The sequence below is a fragment of the Pseudoalteromonas sp. NBT06-2 genome, from assembly GCF_002276045.1.
Lineage (GTDB): Bacteria > Pseudomonadota > Gammaproteobacteria > Enterobacterales > Alteromonadaceae > Pseudoalteromonas.
On the sequence record NZ_NQMR01000090.1, the window covers coordinates 1 to 20,554 of the forward strand.

The 20,554-nt window shown below is 34.2% G+C and carries 17 protein-coding genes and 2 tRNA genes; 14 read left to right on the forward strand and 5 right to left on the reverse strand.

Features of this window, described 5'->3' with window-relative positions:
• Positions 1 to 148 precede the first annotated feature (148 nt).
• From CJF42_RS16405 to ihfA, 5 genes are all read left to right on the forward strand, one after another.
• Complete coding sequence (locus tag CJF42_RS16405) at positions 149 to 1,198, forward strand: DUF2066 domain-containing protein (protein WP_170940636.1); 1,050 nt, start codon at positions 149 to 151, stop codon at positions 1,196 to 1,198.
• Positions 1,198 to 1,911, forward strand: coding sequence for a DnaA regulatory inactivator Hda (hda, locus tag CJF42_RS16410; RefSeq protein ID WP_095367729.1), 714 nt, complete (start codon positions 1,198 to 1,200; stop codon positions 1,909 to 1,911). The genes CJF42_RS16405 and hda overlap by 1 nt, the downstream gene beginning before the upstream one ends.
• A gap of 92 nt (positions 1,912 to 2,003) precedes the next feature.
• Positions 2,004 to 2,984, forward strand: coding sequence for a phenylalanine--tRNA ligase subunit alpha (pheS, locus tag CJF42_RS16415; protein ID WP_095367730.1), 981 nt, complete (start codon positions 2,004 to 2,006; stop codon positions 2,982 to 2,984).
• 177 nt (positions 2,985 to 3,161) lie between these two features.
• Positions 3,162 to 5,549: a phenylalanine--tRNA ligase subunit beta gene (gene pheT / locus CJF42_RS16420; protein ID WP_095367731.1), complete on the forward strand. Its 2,388-nt coding sequence runs from the start codon at positions 3,162 to 3,164 to the stop codon at positions 5,547 to 5,549.
• A gap of 2 nt (positions 5,550 to 5,551) precedes the next feature.
• A complete protein-coding gene (gene ihfA, locus CJF42_RS16425; protein ID WP_095367732.1) occupies positions 5,552 to 5,848 on the forward strand; it encodes an integration host factor subunit alpha in 297 nt (98 codons plus the stop codon).
• 91 nt (positions 5,849 to 5,939) lie between these two features.
• Here ihfA and CJF42_RS16430 read toward each other — a convergent pair whose 3' ends face one another.
• Positions 5,940 to 6,737, reverse strand: coding sequence for a DUF2989 domain-containing protein (locus CJF42_RS16430; protein ID WP_095367733.1), 798 nt, complete (start codon positions 6,735 to 6,737; stop codon positions 5,940 to 5,942).
• 1,283 nt (positions 6,738 to 8,020) lie between these two features.
• On the opposite strand from CJF42_RS16430, the gene CJF42_RS16435 reads away from it, so the two are divergent.
• The 6 genes from CJF42_RS16435 to CJF42_RS16460 all read left to right on the forward strand — a co-directional run bounded on the left by CJF42_RS16435 (position 8,021) and on the right by CJF42_RS16460 (position 15,815).
• A complete protein-coding gene (locus CJF42_RS16435) occupies positions 8,021 to 9,466 on the forward strand; it encodes a glyceraldehyde-3-phosphate dehydrogenase (protein WP_095367734.1) in 1,446 nt (481 codons plus the stop codon).
• A 174-nt stretch (positions 9,467 to 9,640) separates the two neighbouring features.
• Positions 9,641 to 11,143 carry an alanine/glycine:cation symporter family protein gene (locus CJF42_RS16440; protein WP_095367735.1) on the forward strand — a complete coding sequence of 501 codons (1,503 nt, stop codon included), beginning with the start codon at positions 9,641 to 9,643 and terminating at the stop codon, positions 11,141 to 11,143.
• Between the two features lie 97 nt (positions 11,144 to 11,240).
• The gene (locus tag CJF42_RS16445) at positions 11,241 to 12,368 is read left to right on the forward strand and encodes a M14 family metallopeptidase (RefSeq protein ID WP_095367736.1); all 1,128 of its coding nucleotides are present in this window, start codon (positions 11,241 to 11,243) and stop codon (positions 12,366 to 12,368) included.
• Between the two features lie 137 nt (positions 12,369 to 12,505).
• Complete coding sequence (locus CJF42_RS16450; protein WP_095367737.1) at positions 12,506 to 12,832, forward strand: hypothetical protein; 327 nt, start codon at positions 12,506 to 12,508, stop codon at positions 12,830 to 12,832.
• Entirely contained in the window at positions 12,833 to 13,114 is a 282-nt protein-coding gene (locus CJF42_RS16455) for a YeaC family protein (protein ID WP_095367738.1), read from the forward strand.
• Positions 13,104 to 15,815 carry a DUF349 domain-containing protein gene (locus CJF42_RS16460; protein WP_170940637.1) on the forward strand — a complete coding sequence of 904 codons (2,712 nt, stop codon included), beginning with the start codon at positions 13,104 to 13,106 and terminating at the stop codon, positions 15,813 to 15,815. The genes CJF42_RS16455 and CJF42_RS16460 overlap by 11 nt, the downstream gene beginning before the upstream one ends.
• A gap of 84 nt (positions 15,816 to 15,899) precedes the next feature.
• Here CJF42_RS16460 and CJF42_RS16465 read toward each other — a convergent pair whose 3' ends face one another.
• The gene (locus CJF42_RS16465) at positions 15,900 to 17,195 is read right to left on the reverse strand and encodes an anti-phage deoxyguanosine triphosphatase (protein WP_095367740.1); all 1,296 of its coding nucleotides are present in this window, start codon (positions 17,193 to 17,195) and stop codon (positions 15,900 to 15,902) included.
• 306 nt (positions 17,196 to 17,501) lie between these two features.
• Positions 17,502 to 17,666, reverse strand: a complete 165-nt coding sequence (locus CJF42_RS27590; RefSeq protein ID WP_170940638.1) for a hypothetical protein — start codon at positions 17,664 to 17,666, stop codon at positions 17,502 to 17,504.
• A 384-nt stretch (positions 17,667 to 18,050) separates the two neighbouring features.
• On the opposite strand from CJF42_RS27590, the gene CJF42_RS16475 reads away from it, so the two are divergent.
• The 3 genes from CJF42_RS16475 to CJF42_RS16485 all read left to right on the forward strand — a co-directional run bounded on the left by CJF42_RS16475 (position 18,051) and on the right by CJF42_RS16485 (position 20,347).
• Positions 18,051 to 18,863 (forward strand): glucosaminidase domain-containing protein, encoded by an 813-nt coding sequence (locus CJF42_RS16475; protein ID WP_095367741.1) that lies wholly within the window; start codon positions 18,051 to 18,053, stop codon positions 18,861 to 18,863.
• Positions 18,856 to 19,524: a DUF2987 domain-containing protein gene (locus CJF42_RS16480; RefSeq protein WP_095367742.1), complete on the forward strand. Its 669-nt coding sequence runs from the start codon at positions 18,856 to 18,858 to the stop codon at positions 19,522 to 19,524. Before CJF42_RS16475 ends, CJF42_RS16480 begins: the two co-directional genes overlap by 8 nt.
• 133 nt (positions 19,525 to 19,657) lie before the next feature.
• Positions 19,658 to 20,347: a UPF0149 family protein gene (locus tag CJF42_RS16485; protein ID WP_095367743.1), complete on the forward strand. Its 690-nt coding sequence runs from the start codon at positions 19,658 to 19,660 to the stop codon at positions 20,345 to 20,347.
• A 3-nt stretch (positions 20,348 to 20,350) separates the two neighbouring features.
• On the opposite strand, the gene CJF42_RS16490 is transcribed toward CJF42_RS16485, so the two are convergent.
• Together CJF42_RS16490 and CJF42_RS16495 are read right to left on the reverse strand one after the other, a co-directional pair.
• A tRNA-Val gene (locus CJF42_RS16490) sits at positions 20,351 to 20,426 on the reverse strand.
• Between the two features lie 28 nt (positions 20,427 to 20,454).
• Positions 20,455 to 20,530: transfer RNA gene (locus CJF42_RS16495), tRNA-Val, on the reverse strand.
• Between the last annotated feature and the right edge of the window lie 24 nt (positions 20,531 to 20,554).

Sequence of the window (20,554 nt, forward strand, 5' to 3'; positions counted from 1 at the left end):
CATTGCGGAAAATCTCTTATGTAAATGGTATAACTGTGTAATCCTTCTTTAAATTATAATCACTTTTATTGTGCTTTAAAAATACTTTTGATTTGTGTGAATGATTGCTTTAGGATCTATTTGCCTTTGAATTATAACTTTGAATTCTGTGTATAAAACTCTAATTATTATTTTTCTACTTATCTCTTCTAATGGTGAAGCGATCGAAGTAAAAGATCTTTATCAATATAAAATCTTAATTAATGATAAAACACGAAGCTCGCGATTGATTGCTAGTAAAGAGGCTTTAAGTAAAGTTTTACTTAAAGTGAGCGGTAGAACAATAAATGCCAAGAGCACTGCAATTCGAAAAGCCAAACGAAACATTCCATCATATATGCTTAAATATGAGTATTTTGATGGCGATAACGAACAGCAGTTTTTAGTGGTACAATTCGAAGCGAGTAAAGTAAACAAACTATTAGAATATGATGAACTTCCTATTTGGGGCAATCGAAGACCTTTAGTCGCATTGTGGCTAGCGACTGAAGACGAACTTAGAAGAGAGCTAGTAACACAAGACAGTTACCCTCAATTAGAACAACTAATTACAGATAAAGCTTCTAGAAGAGGACTTCCTATTGTAATTCCTTTACTTGATTTAGAAGATAGACAACTGGTATCTGTAACTGATGTTTGGGCTAATTTTTCCTCTCCGATTGTATCAGCATCTCAAAGATATAACTCGGAAAGAATAGTCTCAGCACGTTTATATCAGGATATTGAAAATAATTTATGGAAACTTGATTGGCGCTTTAGTGATGAGGCTAAATTTACACTAAATGAACTCATTGGAGACAAGCAACAGATTGTTGGACAAATGATAGATGACATCGCTGATAAACTCGCTATCCAATATGCTGTAGAGGCTTTAAGTTTTAATGATAATGGTATTTACGATATTACTGTTACAGGACTTAACAATTTTAGTAGTGTAGAATTAGCTAAACGTCAATTGTTAAGCTTTTCAGTGGTAGAATCAGTTCTATTGAAGATTGTTAAAGATAATCAGTTTTATATGCAATTAAGACTTTCTGGTAGTCCATTGGATTTAGCTAAAGCGCTTGAATTAGATAATTCATTTGTCAGATTATTCGATCCCTTGGCTTCGGTGAAAGAAAACCCAAAAAATACTTATCGTTGGTTTGGTGTTAACTAATGACTAATGAACCCATGCAAATGGCACTACCTGTTACCTTACCTGATGATGAAACTTTCTCGAGTTATTTTGGTGGTGAAAACTCACAAGTTGTAATGCATTTACAATCAATTCTTGAAAGATCTAAACAAGGTAACAAATTTGAGTTTACCTATTTATGTGGCTTAGCAGAATCTGGTAAATCACATCTGTTATATGCAAGTTGTGTAAAAGCACAAGAACTTGGATTATCAACTATTCTGCTTTCTATAAGGGATATAGTAGACCTGTCACCAGATTTACTATTTGGGCTAGAGTCAATGGATGTTTTATGTATTGACGACTTACATCTTATTGCTGGTAATTCTAAATGGGAAAAAGCATTCTTCAATTTTTATAATCGATTTAATGAAGCTGGGAAGGTTTTAATTTTTGCAGCTGATCTGCTACCAGACATGCTTAATATAGAATTACCTGATTTAGAATCCCGCCTAAAATGGGGGACTACATTCCAAATAAGGTCTATGAGTGATGATGATAAAGCTGAGGCACTTGTTAAAAGAGCTAAAATGCGAGGTCTTGAGTTATCGCTAGAATGCGCTCGTTTTTTATTGACTAGATTAAGTCGAGATATGCGTGCTTTAGTTGAAGTTTTAAATAAATTAGATCATGCATCCATCGTGCAGCAGCGAAAAATTACCATTCCTTTCATAAAAACAACACTTAACTTATAGTTTTTACTCTCTTAGCTAGCATCTTCTTACTAATATCAGTTATTATATTGCCCTGAAAAAAATATCTGCCTCTTTAAAGAGATCAAAGTCTAATGAATTTAGAAAATATCTTATCTCAAGCGCTGAGTGCGGTTGAGAATGCAAGTGAAATTGCCCATTTAGAAAATGCGCGCGTTAATTACCTAGGTAAAAAAGGTGAAATTACCAGCTTACTTAAAAGTTTAGGTAAAATGGATCCTGCTGAACGTAAAAATGCTGGTCAAGTAATTAACCAAGCTAAACAAGAAGTTCAGGTAAAAATCAATGAAAAGCGTGAGCAATTAGTATCAACTGCTTTAGAAGCTAAATTAGCAGCAGAAACAATTGATGTTACACTGCCTGGGCGCACTATGCCAACTGCAGGCTTGCATCCAGTAACACGCACAATACAGCGTATAGAGAGCTTTTTTGGTGAACTTGGTTTTGAAGTAAAGTCAGGTCCTGAAATTGAAGATGATTTTCACAACTTTGATGCTTTAAATATTCCAGAGCATCATCCAGCCCGTGCAGATCATGATACGTTTTATTTTAACCCCAAATTAGTATTACGTACACAAACAAGTGGTGTTCAAATTCGTACAATGGAAAATGAAAAGCCACCGCTGCGTATCATTTCTCCAGGTAAAGTTTATCGTAATGATTATGATCAAACTCATACTCCTATGTTCCATCAAGTTGAAGGCTTGATGGTTGATACTGATGTCAGCTTTACTGAGCTAAAAGGGATCTTACATGATTTCTTACGTAACTTTTTTGAAGAAGACATGGAAATTCGTTTCAGACCTTCATACTTTCCATTCACTGAACCATCTGCAGAAGTTGACGTAATGGGCAAAAATGGTAAATGGTTAGAAGTATTGGGCTGTGGCATGGTTCATCCTAATGTATTACGTTCAGTTGGTATTGATCCAGAAAAATATACTGGTTTTGCTTTTGGTATGGGTGTAGAGCGTTTAACTATGCTGCGTTATGGCGTGAATGATTTACGTGCATTTTTTGAAAATGATTTGAAATTTTTGAATCAATTCCGTTAATAGATCTGCTACGAAGCGCTATTAAGAGCCACTTTGTGGCATATTATTGATTTCTGCTCATAGAATTTTTAGTTGAAAAATGTTTAATAAATAGCGAAGCTATAAAAAATAGCCTGCAGAACAGAAGTAACTGATTATACAAGTGTTTAAAGCAGGGTATTTTAAGAGAGAAAATAAATGAAATTTAGTGAAAAGTGGTTAAGAGAATGGGTTAATCCAAATATGGATACCAATGCTCTATCGGAACAACTATCAATGGCTGGTCTAGAAGTAGATGGTATCGATCCCGTAGCGGGTGATTTTACTGGCGTTGTTATTGGTGAAGTTATTTCTGCTGAGCAACACCCTGATGCAGACAAATTAAAAGTAACAAAAGTAAATGTAGGTGAAAATGAGCTGCTTGATATTGTTTGTGGAGCAGCAAACTGTCGTGTCGGTCTTAAAGTAGCAGTTGCAAAAGTTGGCGCAATACTTCCGGGTAACTTTAAGATCAAAAAAGCAAAGTTACGTGGTCAACCTTCAATGGGTATGTTATGTGCTTTTGAAGAGTTAGGCATGAGCGAAAGCTCTGATGGTATTCTTGAATTACCACAAAATGTCACTATCGGCCAAGATATTCGTGAATACTTTGATCTTGATGATAAAATCATTGATGTTGATTTAACTGCCAATAGAAGTGACTGTTTGGGTCTTAAAGGTATAGCACGTGAAGTGGGCGTTTTAAATAGTTTAGACGTTCAAGAACAGAACATTCAAGCTGTTGTACCAACGATTGATGACAAAATTGATATAGAACTTGTTAATTCTGATGCATGTCCACGTTACTTAGGTCGTGTAATTAAAAATGTTAATTTAGATGCACAAACACCATTATGGATGAGAGAGAAGCTTCGTAGAAGTGGTATACGTTCCATCGATGCAATTGTAGACATTACAAACTTCGTATTACTTGAATTGGGTCACCCAATGCATGCTTTCGATTTAACTTCTATTAAAGGTGGCATAAAAGTTCGTAGCGCCGAAAAAAATGAAGAGCTAGTATTACTTGATGGTAATACCGTTAAGCTAGATGCATCTACTCTTGTAATTGCCGATCACGAAAAACCGCTTGCTATCGCGGGTATTTTTGGTGGCGAAAAATCTGGTGTAACATCTACTACAAAAGATATCTTATTAGAAAGTGCATTCTTCAGTCCTTTAGCTATTGCTGGTCAAGCACGTAAGTATGGTTTACACACAGATGCTTCTCACCGTTATGAACGTGGCGTAGATCCTCAATTACAGCATGATGCAATGGAACGTGCCACAGCACTTTTATTAGAAATTGTAGGGGGTGCTGCAGGTCCGATTGTTGAAGCTTTAGCAAAAGACAAGTTACCAAAAGCTAAAACGGTTACATTACGTCAATCACGCTTAAATAAAGTAATTGGTCATGTTATTGCTGATGAAAAAGTAACTGATATATTAACGCGTTTAGGTTTAAAAGTAACTTTTGTAAACCAACATTGGCAAACTGATATTCCAAGCTATAGATTCGATATTAGTATTGAAGAAGACTTGATCGAAGAAGTTGCCCGCATATATGGATATAATAATATTCCTAATGTTGCACCAAAAGCAGCATTAAAAATGACAAGTCATAAAGAAACTGATTTAAGCATTAATAAAGTAAGAAATACTTTAGTGACTTTAGGTTACCAAGAAGCAATCACATATAGTTTTGTGGATCCAAAGGTGCAAAGTATTTTACACCCAAGTGCAGACCCTCTTGTACTACCACATCCAATTTCAATTGAAATGTCAGTTATGCGTGTCAGCATGCTAACAGGTTTATTATCATCTCAAGTTTATAACCAAAACCGACAACAAGCGCGTATTCGTTTATTTGAGCATGGTTTAAAGTTTATAAAAGATGAAAGTGCTGATAATGGCATTTTACAACTCCCTGTTATTAGTGGTGTAATATCTGGTTCAACAGTTGGTGAGCACTGGGACGTAGCAACACGTTCGGTTGATTTTTTCGATCTTAAAGGCGATGTAGAGTCATTATTAGTATTAACAGCTGATAAAGCATCCTTTGAAATTAAAGCTGAGCTTGTAGAAGGCTTACATCCAGGACAGTCTGCCGCGATTTACAGAGATGGAAAAAAAGTTGGATTTTTAGGTGCACTTCATCCACAAATTCAAACTAAAATAGATATCAATAATCAAACTTTTGTTTTTGAAATAGAAATGTTAGGGTTAGAAACACGAAAATTACCATCTGCAAAAGATATCTCTAAGTTCCCTGCGAACCGTCGAGATATCGCAATTGTGGTGAAAGAAGAGTTAAATTCAGGTGATATTCTAACAATGATAGAAAATGTTGGCGGAAATCAACTGGTTGAGCTAAACTTGTTTGATGTGTACAAGGGGAAAGGAATTGACCCGGGTTATAAGAGTCTTACAATTGCCCTAACACTACAAAATGTAGAACGGACTCTTGAAGAGAAAGATATCAACTTAGTTGTTGACCAAGTGGTGGCCTCATTGGCCGAAAAATTTAATGCTTCCTTGAGGGACTAAATATGGCGCTTACAAAAGCCGACATAGCAGAACACCTTTTTGTAAAATTGGGGATCAATAAAAAAGATGCCAAAGAAATAGTTGAAACTTTTTTTGAAAAAATTCGCTCTGCTCTTGAAAGCGGTGAACAAATTAAGCTTTCAGGTTTTGGTAACTTTGATCTTCGTGACAAAAGTGAACGACCTGGTAGAAACCCTAAAACGGGTGAGGATATTCCTATTGCGGCTCGTCGTGTTGTAACCTTCCGCCCTGGGCAAAAACTCAAAACAAGGGTCGAAGCTGGAACGAGTTATAAGTAGTTTACTCAGTTTCAAACAATAAAAAAGGTAGCTATTAGCTACCTTTTTTATTGTTAATTATTTAATGTATCTTAATTTCGGGTAATTAAGATTAGAAATCTCTAGGGGAAAAAAAAGTACCTCCTTCTACTTGCCGTTGTGTTTTATTTGCAAGCGATTTTAAACTATCTATCGATTTTCCCTGTGTTTCTAACATATGCTCTAATGGTGTAATTTCAATATTTTCAATACCAGATTCTTTTGAGATTAAAGCCCATATATACGCGTGTTTATATTTTTTTTGTTTGTAAAATATATTTACTAATGTTTTATATATTTCATTATTAGGTAAGGTGTTTTCAGGATTGAGTTCTAATGCTCGATAAAGTAGGTCTACCGTTTTTTCTAAATCAAATTTAATATAATAAGTGGCTAATAAAAATTGCATATGGCTATTTTTCATTGACTGAGAATCTTCTAAACTCAAGAATTTATTTAATGCAGATTCATCATTATTATGAGACCACTGATAATAAAGTAAGCCTGGATGTGAAGTGTTTTTTGTTTCACTAGTTAGACGTTCTATCTCTCTTAAACTCGTCATATACCCTTTAATACGAGAGTTCTTTTTTTCTTTTAATTTAACGTGTTCGATTTGAGATGCAAGGTAAATACATTTCGAATATTCTTCAAAATCTAATAACAAATTATATTTATTCTCATCAATAGGATTTTGTTTTTCTAAATGACGCTTAACAATGACTTCAGAACGAACCTTATTACAATGGCCATCAGAGTTTAGGTCATTACAAAATTTAGCATTTTGGTCACATACCTCACGCACCGTTATTTGTTCTTCACACCCAACTATAAATAATGGTATAAAAATTAATGCGTATTTTATTTTCATCCTAATTCCTTCATTTAGTTTATGTCTTAAGTTTAACGTAATCAAATCAATGATGACAGGACCAGTGATTCTCAGTAAGGTTAGTATTTTATTAAAATAAATTCATTTCTAGCAGATTTTTATTTATTCTATCTCAAAACCTTAAAATAAATTGTTTTTATTCTGTTTCAGGCTGGGGATATTTTAGACTTGCGCGCATCATATGAGTAATGTCTTTTTAAGGCTTATAACGATATTCCTGTGATGGCTCTGGGTTTGATAATAAGTTATCCAGTAAGTATTCCCATCAATCGAATAACAAGAAACGAACCGTCACTCGCAAATTTCCCCATAACTGTCTTTTAGAGCCATAGGAAATTTTACAGGTTTGGTATTTCTTATCCGTCAGCTCAAATATCTGATGAAAGTAAAACTTTACCTTTGATGAGTTTATATTCTAACCAGTTAACTTCTACCGTATTCTCTTTCCCATTAAGCATTCTTTTTATAAAGTATGCCTATGGCTGCTGCCGTTAGTAAATAACGTGTCGCGATATCACGGTCAACTGTGTATTCGACCCTTGTTATCTTCATATTGATAGCTAGGGATGTCTTGATAGGTCTCTATCCACGCCATCATGTAGGTGTGGTCGACGGGTTTTGCGACATAAAGGTAGTGCATAGTTTGTTTTAGCGTTTCTTCTATCATAGGTAGATGAGAAAACAGTCCATCACAGTAGATCATTAACCCTAATTTTGGATAGCGTTAGCTTCACAATATTGTTTTTTGTGTCGTCTTCGTTTTTTATTATTTCTGGCATCATTGGGATCAATTGGCGTTGTGATAGATACATGATGGCACCTTGTAATACGCTATGGATATAGCTTGTTTTCTAAGTGCTTTTGAAAAGCCAAAAATGAAGGGTATTGAAAGTATATGCAGTCAAAAGCAGTCATTATTATATCATGCTGAGAATAGGTAAATTTATTTTTATTTCTTGTGTCTGGTATTGCACTAGTACTGAGGAAAATGATTTTCTCAATGCTGTAAAGCTTAGATGCTTCTTAGCTTTAGTTTGTGTGCTTAAGTAATTGCCAAATAAAAATATTATTGATTTTATATTTGTTCTGATCATGAACAGAATTTGAGTTTTTAGACGCATTTCATGTTAGAAATACGTAATTACTTCAGACTCATTTCATATTGGACAAGGCTAAGACTAGAGAAAAAATGAATTTTAATTTATAATATGCGCGCCCACTAGGGCTATCCGTTCAAAATTTGTTTATATTAGGCAGAAAAAATGACTTCATCTCACGAACAAGATTATCAGAATAGTTGGCAGGAACGCCAAGATTACGCTGAAAGCATGCAGCCAATCATAGGTAAACTTTACCGTAAATCAGGTATAGAAATCGCTGTTTATGGTCGTCCATTAGTTAGTGCAAGTACAATTGACGTGATTAAAGCACATAAAACAGTTGCGCAGTTTGAAGAAAATAAACTACGTTTACGTGAAAGCTTCCCATTTCTTGAAGCAATCAGTAAAATGGACTTAGCATCAGCGAGAATCGATATCGGTAAATTAGCTTATGCATACATTTATAAAAATGTAGCTGCAGGTCGTTCTATTGAACAATATCTAACTGATGAATTAAAAGAAATCAATGAAACTTATCACAACGAAAAGCCTCGTGATGTTGTGTTATACGGATTTGGCCGTATCGGTCGCTTATTAGCGCGTTTATTGATTGAACAAGGTGGTCCACACGCTAATCTAAATCTTCGGGCTATTGTTGTACGTGGTGGTCGTAAAGGTGATTTAGAAAAACGCGCAAGTTTATTGCGTCGAGATTCAATCCATGGTCCTTTTAACGGTTCAATTACTGTTGACGAAGAATTAAAAGTAATAAAAGCAAATGGTTCTTATATACAAGTAATTTATTCTAATTCACCTGATGAAGTTGATTACACTGCATATGGTATCGAAAATGCGTTAATAGTTGATAATACAGGTATCTGGAAAGATGAAGACGGCTTAGGTTTACATCTTAAGTCTAAAGGTGCATCAAAAGTATTATTAACTGCACCAGCTAAAGGTGCTATTAAGAATGTTGTTTACGGTGTTAATAATAAAGACATAAAAAGCGAAGATAAAATTGTATCTGCAGCAAGTTGTACAACTAACGCCATTACGCCAACTTTAAAAGCATTAAACGATAAATTTGGTATTGAAAATGGTCATGTTGAAACTATTCATTCTTACACAAATGACCAAAATTTAATTGATAATTATCATTCTGCTGATCGTCGTGGGCGTGCTGCCGCATTAAATATGGTAATTACATCAACAGGTGCTGCAAAAGCTGTATCTAAGGCTTTACCTGAATTAGAAGGTAAATTGACTGGAAACGCAATCCGTGTTCCTACACCTAATGTTTCAATGGCTATTTTAAACATTAATCTAAAAAATGAAACTACGGTTGAAGAGTTAAATGAATATCTACGTGAAACAGCTCTTTATTCTGATTTACGTGATCAGATTGATTACACTGCTTCTACAGAAATCGTATCAACAGATTTGGTAGGTAGTCGTTATGCTGGTGTTGTTGATTCACAAGCAACGATAGTAGATAGTAAACGTGTTGTACTTTATGTTTGGTATGATAATGAGTTTGGTTATAGCTGCCAGGTTGTAAGTGTAATGCGTGATATGGCTGAAGTAACATACCCAAGTTTGCCAAGATAGTCAGACAATAAAATAATACATTAATGCTGTTCAATTATCTGGACAGCATTTTTTTTATCTAAATTTTAATTCATCTCATTTCTAAAAGATGTCATCTCCTTTATTGATCCGAGCTAACTGGGTGTGATACTTTACCCGCAATTAACATAATTATAATAAAAATGGAGTATACAAGTGGAAGAAGTAGTCACTTTTTTAAATAATATTATCTGGAGTCCGGTTTTAATTTATTTATGCCTCGGTACTGGATTATTTTTCTCTGTCTTAACTCGCTTCGTACAAATCAGATTGTTTTCTGAAATGTTTCGTTTGTTATTGTCTGGTAAAAGTTCAGACAAAGGCATTTCTTCATTTCAAGCATTAGCAGTATCATTATCTGGTCGTGTTGGTACTGGTAATATAGCTGGTGTTGCAGCTGCAATTGGTTTCGGTGGACCCGGTGCGGTATTTTGGATGTGGGTTGTTGCATTTTTAGGATCAGCCACAGCATATATTGAATCAACGCTTGCTCAAATTTATAAAGAAGAGGTTGACGGTCAATATCGTGGTGGTCCAGCTTATTATATTGAAAAAGCCATGGGTCAAAAATGGTATGCATGGTTCTTTGCAATTGCAACAATCATAGCAACAGGTTTACTGTTACCTATGGTGCAATCTAATGGTATAGGTGAAGCGGTTGTTCAAGTATTTGGGCAAGGAACTACAATTGATACAGCGCTTGGTACAGTGAGCATGATAAAAGTGTATGTCGCGACTGGCATTGTTATGTTACTTGGTTTTATCATTTTTGGTGGTGTAAAACGCATCGCTAATTTTACTCAAGTAGTTGTTCCTTTTATGGCACTAGCTTATATCATCATCGCTGTTGTAATAATTGTATTAAATATTGATCGTGTACCAGAAATATTTATGTTAATTATTGGTGATGCATTTACACCAATGGCGGGTGTAGGTGCTGCAATTGGTTGGGGTGTAAAACGTGGTGTCTATTCTAATGAAGCTGGTCAGGGAACTGGACCACACGCAGCAGCAGCTGCAGAAGTAGAGCACCCTGCACAGCAAGGTCTAGTACAAGCATTTTCAGTATATATAGATACAATATTTGTATGTTCAGCTACTGCATTTATGATTTTGATCACTGGTATGTATAACGTACATGTACCAGGTGCCGAGGAAACATTTATCATTCAAAACATTGCTGCAGATGTGGCTGCTAATAGCCCTGCTTATACGCAATTTGCAGTGGAGAGTGTATTTACGGGTGTAGGCAAACCGTTTATTGCGCTTGCGCTTTTCTTCTTTGCGTTTACTACAATTTTGGCTTATTACTTTATAGCAGAAAATAATGTTTATTATATTAAGCGTACATTAAAGCTACCTGGTTTAACATTTACTTTAAAAATATTAATAATGCTTGCTACTTTTTACGGTACAGTGAAAGCTGCAGATCTTGCTTGGGCATTGGGGGATATTGGTGTTGGCATGATGGCATGGTTAAATATAATTGGTATTCTGATTATTTTCTTTATGGCAAAGCCAGCAATTAAAGCACTTAAAGACTATGAAGCTCAAAAACAAGCGGGTGTAGAAAACTACACATTTGATCCTAAAGCATTAGGCATTGAAAAAGCTGATTTTTGGGAAAAACGCATTAAAAATAAACAGAACGAGCAATAACTAATTTAAAAGCCATCGAGAGATGGCTTTTTTATTACCTAAATATGGTAAGATTATCACTCACACATTATAAAAGAACAGTTAAAGGTTATTTAAAATGAAGATATCAAGTCAATTTGATAGTGGTAATATTGTTGTAAAAACTGCAGAGAATCCGTTAGATATTCAATTAGAGATACAAAAAGATCATCAATCGGATTTTTTCCAGTGGTTTCACTTTCGTTTAGAAACACAACAAGATCAACTTCATAAAATAAATATTATTAACTTAGAAAGCTCAGCTTATCCTGAAGGCTGGGATAATTATCAAGCAGTAGCCTCATATGATCGTCAAACTTGGTTCAGATTGCCGTGTTCTTATGAAAACGGTACATTGACGATAGAGTGTGAACCTGAACGTCCACATTTATATATCGCTTATTTCGCACCTTATAGCTATGAACGTCACCTAGACTTAGTTTATTGGGCACAAGGTCATGAGATTTGTGAAATTGAAACATTGGGTCAAACAATAGATGATCGGGATATGACTGTATTATGCATTGGTGAACCTTCTTCAGATAAAAAGAATATCTGGATCACGGCACGTCAGCACCCTGGTGAAACTATGGCAGAGTGGTTTGTTGAAGGACTATTACACAAACTATTAGATGATGAAGACTGTCATGCTGCAGCATTATTGTCAAAAGCTGTATTTTATATCGTGCCTAATATGAATCCGGATGGAAGTGTTCGTGGTCATTTGCGTACAAATGCAAAAGGTGTAAATTTAAATAGAGAATGGCAAACGCCGACAATGGATAACAGCCCTGAAGTATTTTTAGTTCGTGAAAAAATGTTTTCAACAGGTGTTGATATGTTTTTAGATATTCACGGTGATGAAGCGTTACCATATAACTTTGTAGCGGGTTCAGAAGGGATCCCAAGCTATAATGATAAAATGAAGTCATTAGAGGATTCATTTAAGTCAGCGCTATTAACCATTACTCCAGAATTTCAAGATGAATTTGGTTATCCAAAAGATGAACCAAATCAAGCAAATCTAACGGTAGGTTCTTGTTGGGTAGCAGAAGAATTTAAATGCCTGTCTTATACAGTAGAAATGCCCTTTAAAGATAATATCAATTTGCCAGATGCAGATTATGGTTGGTCAGATAGGCGTTCTTATTCATTTGGTCAAGATACATTAGCAGCGATTGTAAATGTTGTTGATAATTTAAGATAAAAGACCCCGTATTTAATTGCATTAGTTTAAAAGACAAAGGCAACTAAGCCTGATAGAATAAACAGCGCTCATTAGGGCGCTTTTTTATTCTTTTTATTTTATTCTAGTGCCGATATGCATATGTAGGAGCTTTATAGATGGCAATTATCGCCTGCCCAAGTTGTGCTAAGCAAATTTCAGATAAACATCAGCAATGCCCCCATTGTGATATTAATATAAATAACTTAGATATTGAAGATAAAAAAAGAATTGCTTCAGAAGTAAAGCTTAAGAAAAAACAGCAAATTATGAATCATTCTTTCATTGCTTTGATTATTTTTTTATCAGGTTTTTTAGTTTTATATACACGTACTCCAGAACAAGATTCAGTAGAGTTATTAATCGCTCGTTCAGCCATTGCTATTGGTTTTATTTGGTATTTGATTAATCGTATTCGCCTTTTATTTATAAAGAAGACTAAATAAATGAATTTAGAACATCTGATAAGTAATATCACCCCAGAATTATTCGAACGTTTAAAATATGGTGCAGCAACAGGACGTTGGCCTGATGGTGTCGCTTTATCTGATGCACAAAAAGAGCAAACAGTGCAATTAGTAATGCTTTATCAAGCAAGAGTAGAACAATCCAATGAACAGTTTACTATCTCAAGTGATGGTGAAATGGTTATGAAATCGAAACGTGAATTAAAATCACAATTTGCAGAACAAAAAGAGATAGCAAGGTTTAATGAAAATGATATTTAAGCACTTATTCACCCCTAAATGGAAACATCCTAAACTATCAATTAGATTGGGTGCTGTTGATAAATTAAATATTAGCGATGAGAATGACGCCAAAATATTAGACGACCTTGCATTTTCTGACGATGCTGGTGAAGTAAGAAAAAAAGCTTTAAACAAATTAAATAATATTGCTCTTTGGTACAAAGCATTTAAAAACGATCAGTCAAAAAGCATAAAAGATTTAGCTGAGCAACATGTTTCTAAAGCAGTATTAAATAGTGGAGACAATTTACCAGCCGATATTAAAGCTGAATACATCGAAACTTGTAATAAAAATAGTTTATTAGAAAAACTTGCTTTAGAAGATAAATGTTTAAGTTTAAGAATAAAATTATTAAAACGCTTAGCAAAAGTTAACTTAATAGAAACAGCATTCAAGCAAGGGGATGAAACATTCCAACTCGCTATTTTTGATTTAGTTGAGCAGTATAAATTACTTAAAATATGTAAAAGTAAAGCAATCGGTAATGTAAGTACAAAAATCGAACATTCCTTAACACAGCAAAAGTTAGCAAAAGAAATGCCGCTTGTCGTAAAAAAAGAAGTGAAACTTATTTTAGCTAAGCTGAATGCATTAAGAGAAAAAGCTGATTATGAACTTGTTAAAACACAATCAGAAATATTAAAAAGAAATTGGCAAGCATTAGAGCTTAAATGGTTAACTGAAGAGCAATTAGATACAGCAAACGTAAAATATCTAACTTTAGAAACAAAACTAGAAATCGTTTTAGCTAAGTTGGAAAATGAACACAATGAAAAGCTTGCGTTAATAGCCTCTAAGGTTAAAGCAAAAGCTGCATTAGAACATTTTAATGGATTGATAAATAAAATAGATGAGCAATTAACACTTAGTCTACTAACACCGTCAGAAGAAAGTACTGCAGAGTTAACTGTACAATTAAATAATGCTCAGCAAGAACTTAGTGACTACACTCCTAAGCTAACTGAGCATGTTAGTTTACAAAAATCATTTGATAACTTCTCAAAACAAATTAAAACTTTACCTGAGCTTATTAGTAGTTCAGAAGCTTTCAATGAAGAGCTGGCTAAATTTAAAAATTTAAGTGTTCCAACCAATGTTACGCAATATGATGAATCTTTATCTGCATTTGTCCAATGGCAAAAACGTGTTAAAAGTTTACTTCTAAAAATGCCTGCATCCATTAAACACACCAATTCAATTGCGTTTAATATTTTGATAACTCAATGGAAAAAAGAAACTCAAGATTTAAAACTAGGTTTAGAAAATGCAAAAAAACAATCTCATAAAAAATTGAGAGATTTACAAAGACTATTAGAACAAGGCCGTTACAATATTGCATTTGGTGTATTTAAGGGGATGGATGAGATCTTTCAAACCTTAACACCAAGCTATCAAACTCACTTAGTAAATGATTATGAGCAAATTCAAAACGCACTAGCCAAAGCGCAAGAGTGGCAACAATATATTGCTGAACCTAAACGTGATGAATTAATCAGTGAATTAAAAGAATTAATTTCACAAGAGTGTGGAGATGCTAAAGCACGATCAGGGCAAGTTAAGCTGTTTAGAAAACGCTGGAATGAACTTGGCAGAATCAATAGTGAAGATGCAAAGTTAAAAGCAAATGAATTCGACTTATTACTTGAGCAAGCTTTTGCTCCATGTAGAATATTTTTTGCAGAACAAGAAGCACAAAGGCAAACGCATCTGATTGAACGTAAACTAATTATTGAAAAAATGATTGCTTTAAACTCTTTACCTACAGAGAGTATAACTGAATTTAAAACGCTTGAAACAGAGTACAACAAATTATCTAAAACTTGGCGTCAAGCAGGCTCTGTTGATTCTCAAGTTTACCAAGTATTATTAAGCGATTATAAAAATGCTGAAAAGTTGATTGTTACTTTGATCAAAGCAAAGCACAAATACAATGCTGAGCTCAAAACTGCCTTATTGGAAAAAGCAGTATTATTGACTTCTAGTGAAGATATTGCTCTAGCTTGCGAGCAATTAAAACAATTACAGGAACAGTGGAAGAATATTGGCTTTTCAGGGAATAAAGCCGAAAACGATTTGTGGCAAGCATTTAGAAAATGTAATGACGATATTTTTTCACAAAGAGAAACAGTTAAACAACAGCAAGAAAAGCAAATTAGTGCTCAAAGTATTGAGCTTGAAGCAGGTTTAAACGCATTAAATATAAAGTTTTCACAAGCAAACTCAGCGCAATTACATGCACTATTAAAAGAAGTGAATGCATTTTATACAACAGTACCTTACTCATTTAAAGGGATTAAATCTCAAATAAATTATCTGTCAGAAAACATCGTTTCTAAGATTTCTCACTTAGAAAATGAGGCTAAATCAGAGCAATACACAGCGCTATTTGACTCTCTAGTGAATGATTATATTGTTCCCATATCTTGGCTTAAAGCAGTAAAAGGTATTAAGTTATCAAGAGAACAGTTAACTGTTCGTATGGAAATATTAGCTAAAATAGAAACACCTGCTTGTGATGCGAAACTTAAAATGGACGAACAAATAGCAATGTTAAGTGAAAAAATGCTAGGTGAGCAGAATCAATTAAATGATTTACTTGAGAAATGGTTGAATGTATCTGAATTTTCAAAACAGGATATAAGTTTAGTACACAGAGTTAAGCCAATTTTCACAACTTAAATAGATTATTTAAAAAGCCAGATGTGAATATCTGGCTTTTTTGTTTCCAACCTTATTTTCCGTGTGGAATTGCTATTAGCTGTATTAGTCTAATTGTGCTGCAAATAGTCTGTTATGTACTTTATAGGCATATTCATCAGACATACCAGCAATATAATCACAAATTATCCTATTTCCACAGCCTGTTTCTTCATACAATTCTTGCCATCTAACTTGCGTATTTTTAGGTAGTAATCTCAGTGGATCACTCGAAAAGGCACCAAACAATTCAATAATCAATTTCTGACCTTTAAACTCGATTTGTTGCATGTGGGGTTGACGAATTAATAGTTTATTTATAAAACGTTTCAGAACTTGCAAGATTTCCTTGTATTCAGCGGGTAAACATAAACTATAAGATAATAGAGGGGATGAAAATCCATGGTTATTTGTTTCTATACGGTTTTCGGTAATAAATAAATTAACGAACTCACCAATAGCGTCTTTGCGATCGCAGTGATGTTTAGAGAATAGTTTTTGTGTGATGCGGGAAATATTTCCTTTGATCCATTGGCTTGATATTTGATTTAATTCATGTAGCGCAACATCTTCCCATTGGGATAAACTAATAATTCCTGTCGCGATAGCATCTTCTAAATCATGGACGGCATAAGCAATATCATCAGCTAATTCCATAATAGAAGCATCTAAGGATTTATTAATTGTCCTGTTGCGATATTTATCCAGAGATTTATTTTTTCTAATTAAGGTTTTGTCTGTGTCACAAAGCGGGCTTAATATCCAATCAAATACTGTCTTATCATCTTTATATAGTCCCTTTGCTGGTTTCCAATGGTCAGCTTTGATATAAGGTAAATCTGGATCAATATCAGGTTGTTTGATCCATAATTCATCGATAAATTCTGGATACTTAATAAACCCTAGTAAAGTTCTTCTGGTTAAGTTCATGCCATAATTTTGGGTATAGGGTTCAAGTTTTGATACAATTCTTAAAGTTTGTGCGTTGCCTTCAAACCCTCCACTATTCCTCATCATATAATTAAGTGCAATTTCTCCTCCATGACCGAATGGAGGGTGGCCGATATCGTGTGCTAAGCATAATGTTTCAATTTGACTGCGACATGGCAAAAAATCAGTGTTTTTCAGTGTGCTTCTAAGTTGCCCTAATATTCCACTGCCAATTTGAGCAACTTCCAATGAGTGTGTAAGCCTAGTTCGATAAAAGTCATCTACTCCAATTCCCATTATTTGTGTTTTGGCTTGCAAGCGTCTAAAAGCTGCAGCGTGTATTATTCGTGATCTATCTTTTTGAAAAGCAGTACGATGATCATTTGGTCTATTTTTATCTTCAGTACAACGTCTTTGAAACCAAGCATTCATCACAATATTCCATATTTATTTGTAACAAGTTATAAGAGTTTATCAATACATTTGTTAGATTTATATCATAAACTTAGTGTATGCCAATTTGTGCAGAGGTAACAATAACTTTACCTATAATTAGATCATTTATAATGATCATATATTATGAGAAATGGTATGAGTTTTTTTATAAACGAACAACATCAAAAGTATTTGGGAAAGTAAAATTTAACTTACCTAAGTCATAAAAAGTAAGTGAATTTATCGCACTATTAGCTTTTTATTTAGTTTCAAGTAGATAATACTTGATGTAATTGTATGTTGTTATATATACCCAAGCCACTTCAAGATGTGAGGTTCAGGACTGCTGAGCAATTCATGATCTAGGCGCATCTTTGCATTAATGGTTACTCCCTTAAAAAAAGATGGACCGGCAATATGCTCCTGCATTGCTCTAGTACCTACATCCATGCAGGCAACAACGAGCATGATTTGCTCAGAAGTCCCTGTAAGGTTGGTTTATAAATACTTTATGCAGCGTTATTGATTTTGAAAAGGGAATAACCATGTTCTTCAATCAATGCCTTGCCTAAAGCATTTCTAATTCCAACTGAATCCTGCATCTTGAAGTGGTTTGGGTATATATCTACAGACATCGTAAATATGACGTAAATGAGGGCGACTCTATGTACTATAGTCACATTCGCGTTTTTTTTGAAAGAAGGTATAATATTGCCAAATTTGGTAGGGTTGTGTGGTAAAAGGATTTTTTATTTAAGCACTTTACTTAGGTTATATTTTTATAAGTCGTATATAACAACCCTGTATTAGTATCATTAAAGTTTAATTGGTACAAACAAAGAGGAATTTTTAATGCTTAAGAACCTATTGCGTATTTTCGTGATTACTTTAACCTTGTACGGAATCGTATATCCATTTTTAATCAACTCGCCAAAAAAAACTGAAATACTAACGCTCGTTAAAGAAATAAAAGTAGTAAATGTTAAAGTAGAGCAGCCTTTGCACTCAGTAAATTTGCCTGACTTCGCAGCAATAAAAGATATTAAACTAAAAAAGAAAACATTTTTTAATTATATTAAACCCCATGTAAAAGCGGCAAATGAACAAATTTTACAGCAAAGAGCGCAGTTAGAAATTGCCTTAATGATGTTGCAATTTGATGACTCTTTATCAGATAAGCAGCTTAAGCAGGTGATTGCTATTTTTAAACAATATAAAGTTAAACATACAGTTGATATTCAAGGTATTCGTTTAGCACTTACGCGTGTTGATATTGTGCCAAGTGAGCTTGCGTTAATGCAGGCTGCCAATGAATCGGCATGGGGAAGTTCTCGTTTTGCTCGAATAGGTCTGAATTTCTTTGGTCAATGGTGCTTTAAAAAAGGTTGTGGCATGGTACCTAAAAGTAGAAATACAGGTGCAAATCATGAGGTTGCAGCTTATAAATCAGTTCGTTCCGCTGTAAATGCTTATTTTTATAATATAAACACAAATAGAGCTTATAAATCTTTGCGTGATATTAGGGCGCAACAAAGAAAAAATCAACAAGAACCTTCTGCAGAAGGCTTAGCTAAAGGGCTACTTGCTTATTCAGAACGTGGAGAAGCTTATGTTGATGAAATTAGCCATATGATACGTTTAAATCAGGAATATTTTAGTGAGTAATCGTTTTTTTACATTCGGATTGAGTGTTGCAATAGTAAGTGCCAGTTTTATCACAACAGCAAAAGAATTTGTCGCATCGTATGATGGCTTTTATGACCGAATGAAAATCGTTAATAAAGGTGAGTATAACCAAGCAAAAGTAGGGTTTTATTTAAAAGAAATGTCTAGCGGTGAAAATTGTAGTCTATCTGAAGGTCATATTATTACAGAAAAACAAGAGTTCCCTTTGAATTTCTCTGAACAAATGGAGCTTTTATTGCCGTTTGATGAAAAGCTCGATAAAGACAAAGCTATGGTAGTTGCTTATACAAAAAACCCTAAACATGAGTGCCAATTAGTAATGCAAATTGAAGCATTTATCGATAAAAAAGAATTTATTGCTAAGTCAGAGTTGTTTGACACTTTTACCGAATTAAATGATTTAATAGATGATTTATCTGGATTTGTATTGCGTACAGTTTTTGGTTTTCTAATACCTGATATGGTTGGAGTTACATTACTTTTTGATCAGCCTGTTAGCTTATTGTCTAAAAGTGATAATTCAATCAAGTGTGTAGGTACCAGATGTACCATTGTAATTAATTCAGATTGGGACTCAAGCACTGAAATATTAAGCTTTTCAGTGGCACCATCTAAAGTTATTCCATATATCAAAAAATAAGGCTTAACAACCTAGGTGGTATATTATCGTTATTTATAAAAGTTACTCCAAAAACACCCTCCCTATTCAATAAGCTGCAAACTTTATATTTCTAGCTATAATTTAGTATAAACCGAAATATTAAAAGCCAATTATGTTAGATAAATCATCGTTATTAACTATGGATTCTTTTTTTAGGAGTTCATTTTGCACTAGTGAATTCACAGTAGATAAAATGCTAGGCGCAATGACATCTTTTATTTCTTGTCCTGAATACATTGAAGAAGCCAATTTAGAAGAGCTTATTGCTGGTAATACGGAGGTTGGCTTTAAGCAACTTTTTGAACCTGGTTCTGTACACCATGCTTTGATAGATATTTTCAATGAAATTGATAATGCGTTAGTAAATGACCGTTTCTCTTTAGTTATGCACTATAATGTTGATGACAGTATGCAAGAGCCTCCTGCAGGATTATCTCAGTGGTGTGAAGGGTATTTGCAAGGAGCGCAGCTAACCAACGGTATTTGGCAAGAAGATTTCAACTTACTCGATTCAATTCCTGATTTTAAAAAAGGTCGCAACTTAGCGGAAGAATGTGATGCTTGTTTAAACTTAATTGCAATGTTTGCAGATTGGCAAAAAGCATTAAAAATAAATGAAGATCCAATATTACTAAAAACACAGGTGTTAAATTTGTGTTGCTCAATAGAGTTGGGGGTTTGCTTATTTTATCAATTAGGACTTGCTTTAAATCAAATAAAGATTGAATCAATTGATTTCGGTTTATTTAATATAGAGAAAGAAACTGATGATGTTGCTAATTTAGGTGTACTTAATAAATAGTAATGGTGCTCGCTACTGGACTTGAACCAGTGACCTACGCCATGTCATGGCGGCACTCTACCAACTGAGTTAAGCGAGCATATATACTTTAGTAATTCTTTAATAATTGGTGCTCGCTACTGGACTTGAACCAGTGACCTACGCCATGTCATGGCGGCACTCTACCAACTGAGTTAAGCGAGCAATTGTTTTTAGGTAATGATCTTC

Bases quoted from the DNA above. Each gene is read 5' to 3' on its own strand.
- hda (WP_095367729.1), top strand. From the start codon at position 1,198: ATGACTAATGAACCCATGCAAATGGCACTACCTGTTACCTTACCTGAT.
- pheS (WP_095367730.1), top strand. From the start codon at position 2,004: ATGAATTTAGAAAATATCTTATCTCAAGCGCTGAGTGCGGTTGAGAAT.
- pheT (WP_095367731.1), top strand. From the start codon at position 3,162: ATGAAATTTAGTGAAAAGTGGTTAAGAGAATGGGTTAATCCAAATATG.
- ihfA (WP_095367732.1), top strand. From the start codon at position 5,552: ATGGCGCTTACAAAAGCCGACATAGCAGAACACCTTTTTGTAAAATTG.
- CJF42_RS16430 (WP_095367733.1), bottom strand. From the start codon at position 6,737: ATGAAAATAAAATACGCATTAATTTTTATACCATTATTTATAGTTGGG.
- CJF42_RS16435 (WP_095367734.1), top strand. From the start codon at position 8,021: ATGACTTCATCTCACGAACAAGATTATCAGAATAGTTGGCAGGAACGC.
- CJF42_RS16445 (WP_095367736.1), top strand. From the start codon at position 11,241: ATGAAGATATCAAGTCAATTTGATAGTGGTAATATTGTTGTAAAAACT.
- CJF42_RS16450 (WP_095367737.1), top strand. From the start codon at position 12,506: ATGGCAATTATCGCCTGCCCAAGTTGTGCTAAGCAAATTTCAGATAAA.
- CJF42_RS16455 (WP_095367738.1), top strand. From the start codon at position 12,833: ATGAATTTAGAACATCTGATAAGTAATATCACCCCAGAATTATTCGAA.
- CJF42_RS16460 (WP_170940637.1), top strand. From the start codon at position 13,104: ATGATATTTAAGCACTTATTCACCCCTAAATGGAAACATCCTAAACTA.
- CJF42_RS16465 (WP_095367740.1), bottom strand. From the start codon at position 17,195: ATGAATGCTTGGTTTCAAAGACGTTGTACTGAAGATAAAAATAGACCA.
- CJF42_RS27590 (WP_170940638.1), bottom strand. From the start codon at position 17,666: ATGCTCGTTGTTGCCTGCATGGATGTAGGTACTAGAGCAATGCAGGAG.
- CJF42_RS16475 (WP_095367741.1), top strand. From the start codon at position 18,051: ATGCTTAAGAACCTATTGCGTATTTTCGTGATTACTTTAACCTTGTAC.
- CJF42_RS16485 (WP_095367743.1), top strand. From the start codon at position 19,658: ATGTTAGATAAATCATCGTTATTAACTATGGATTCTTTTTTTAGGAGT.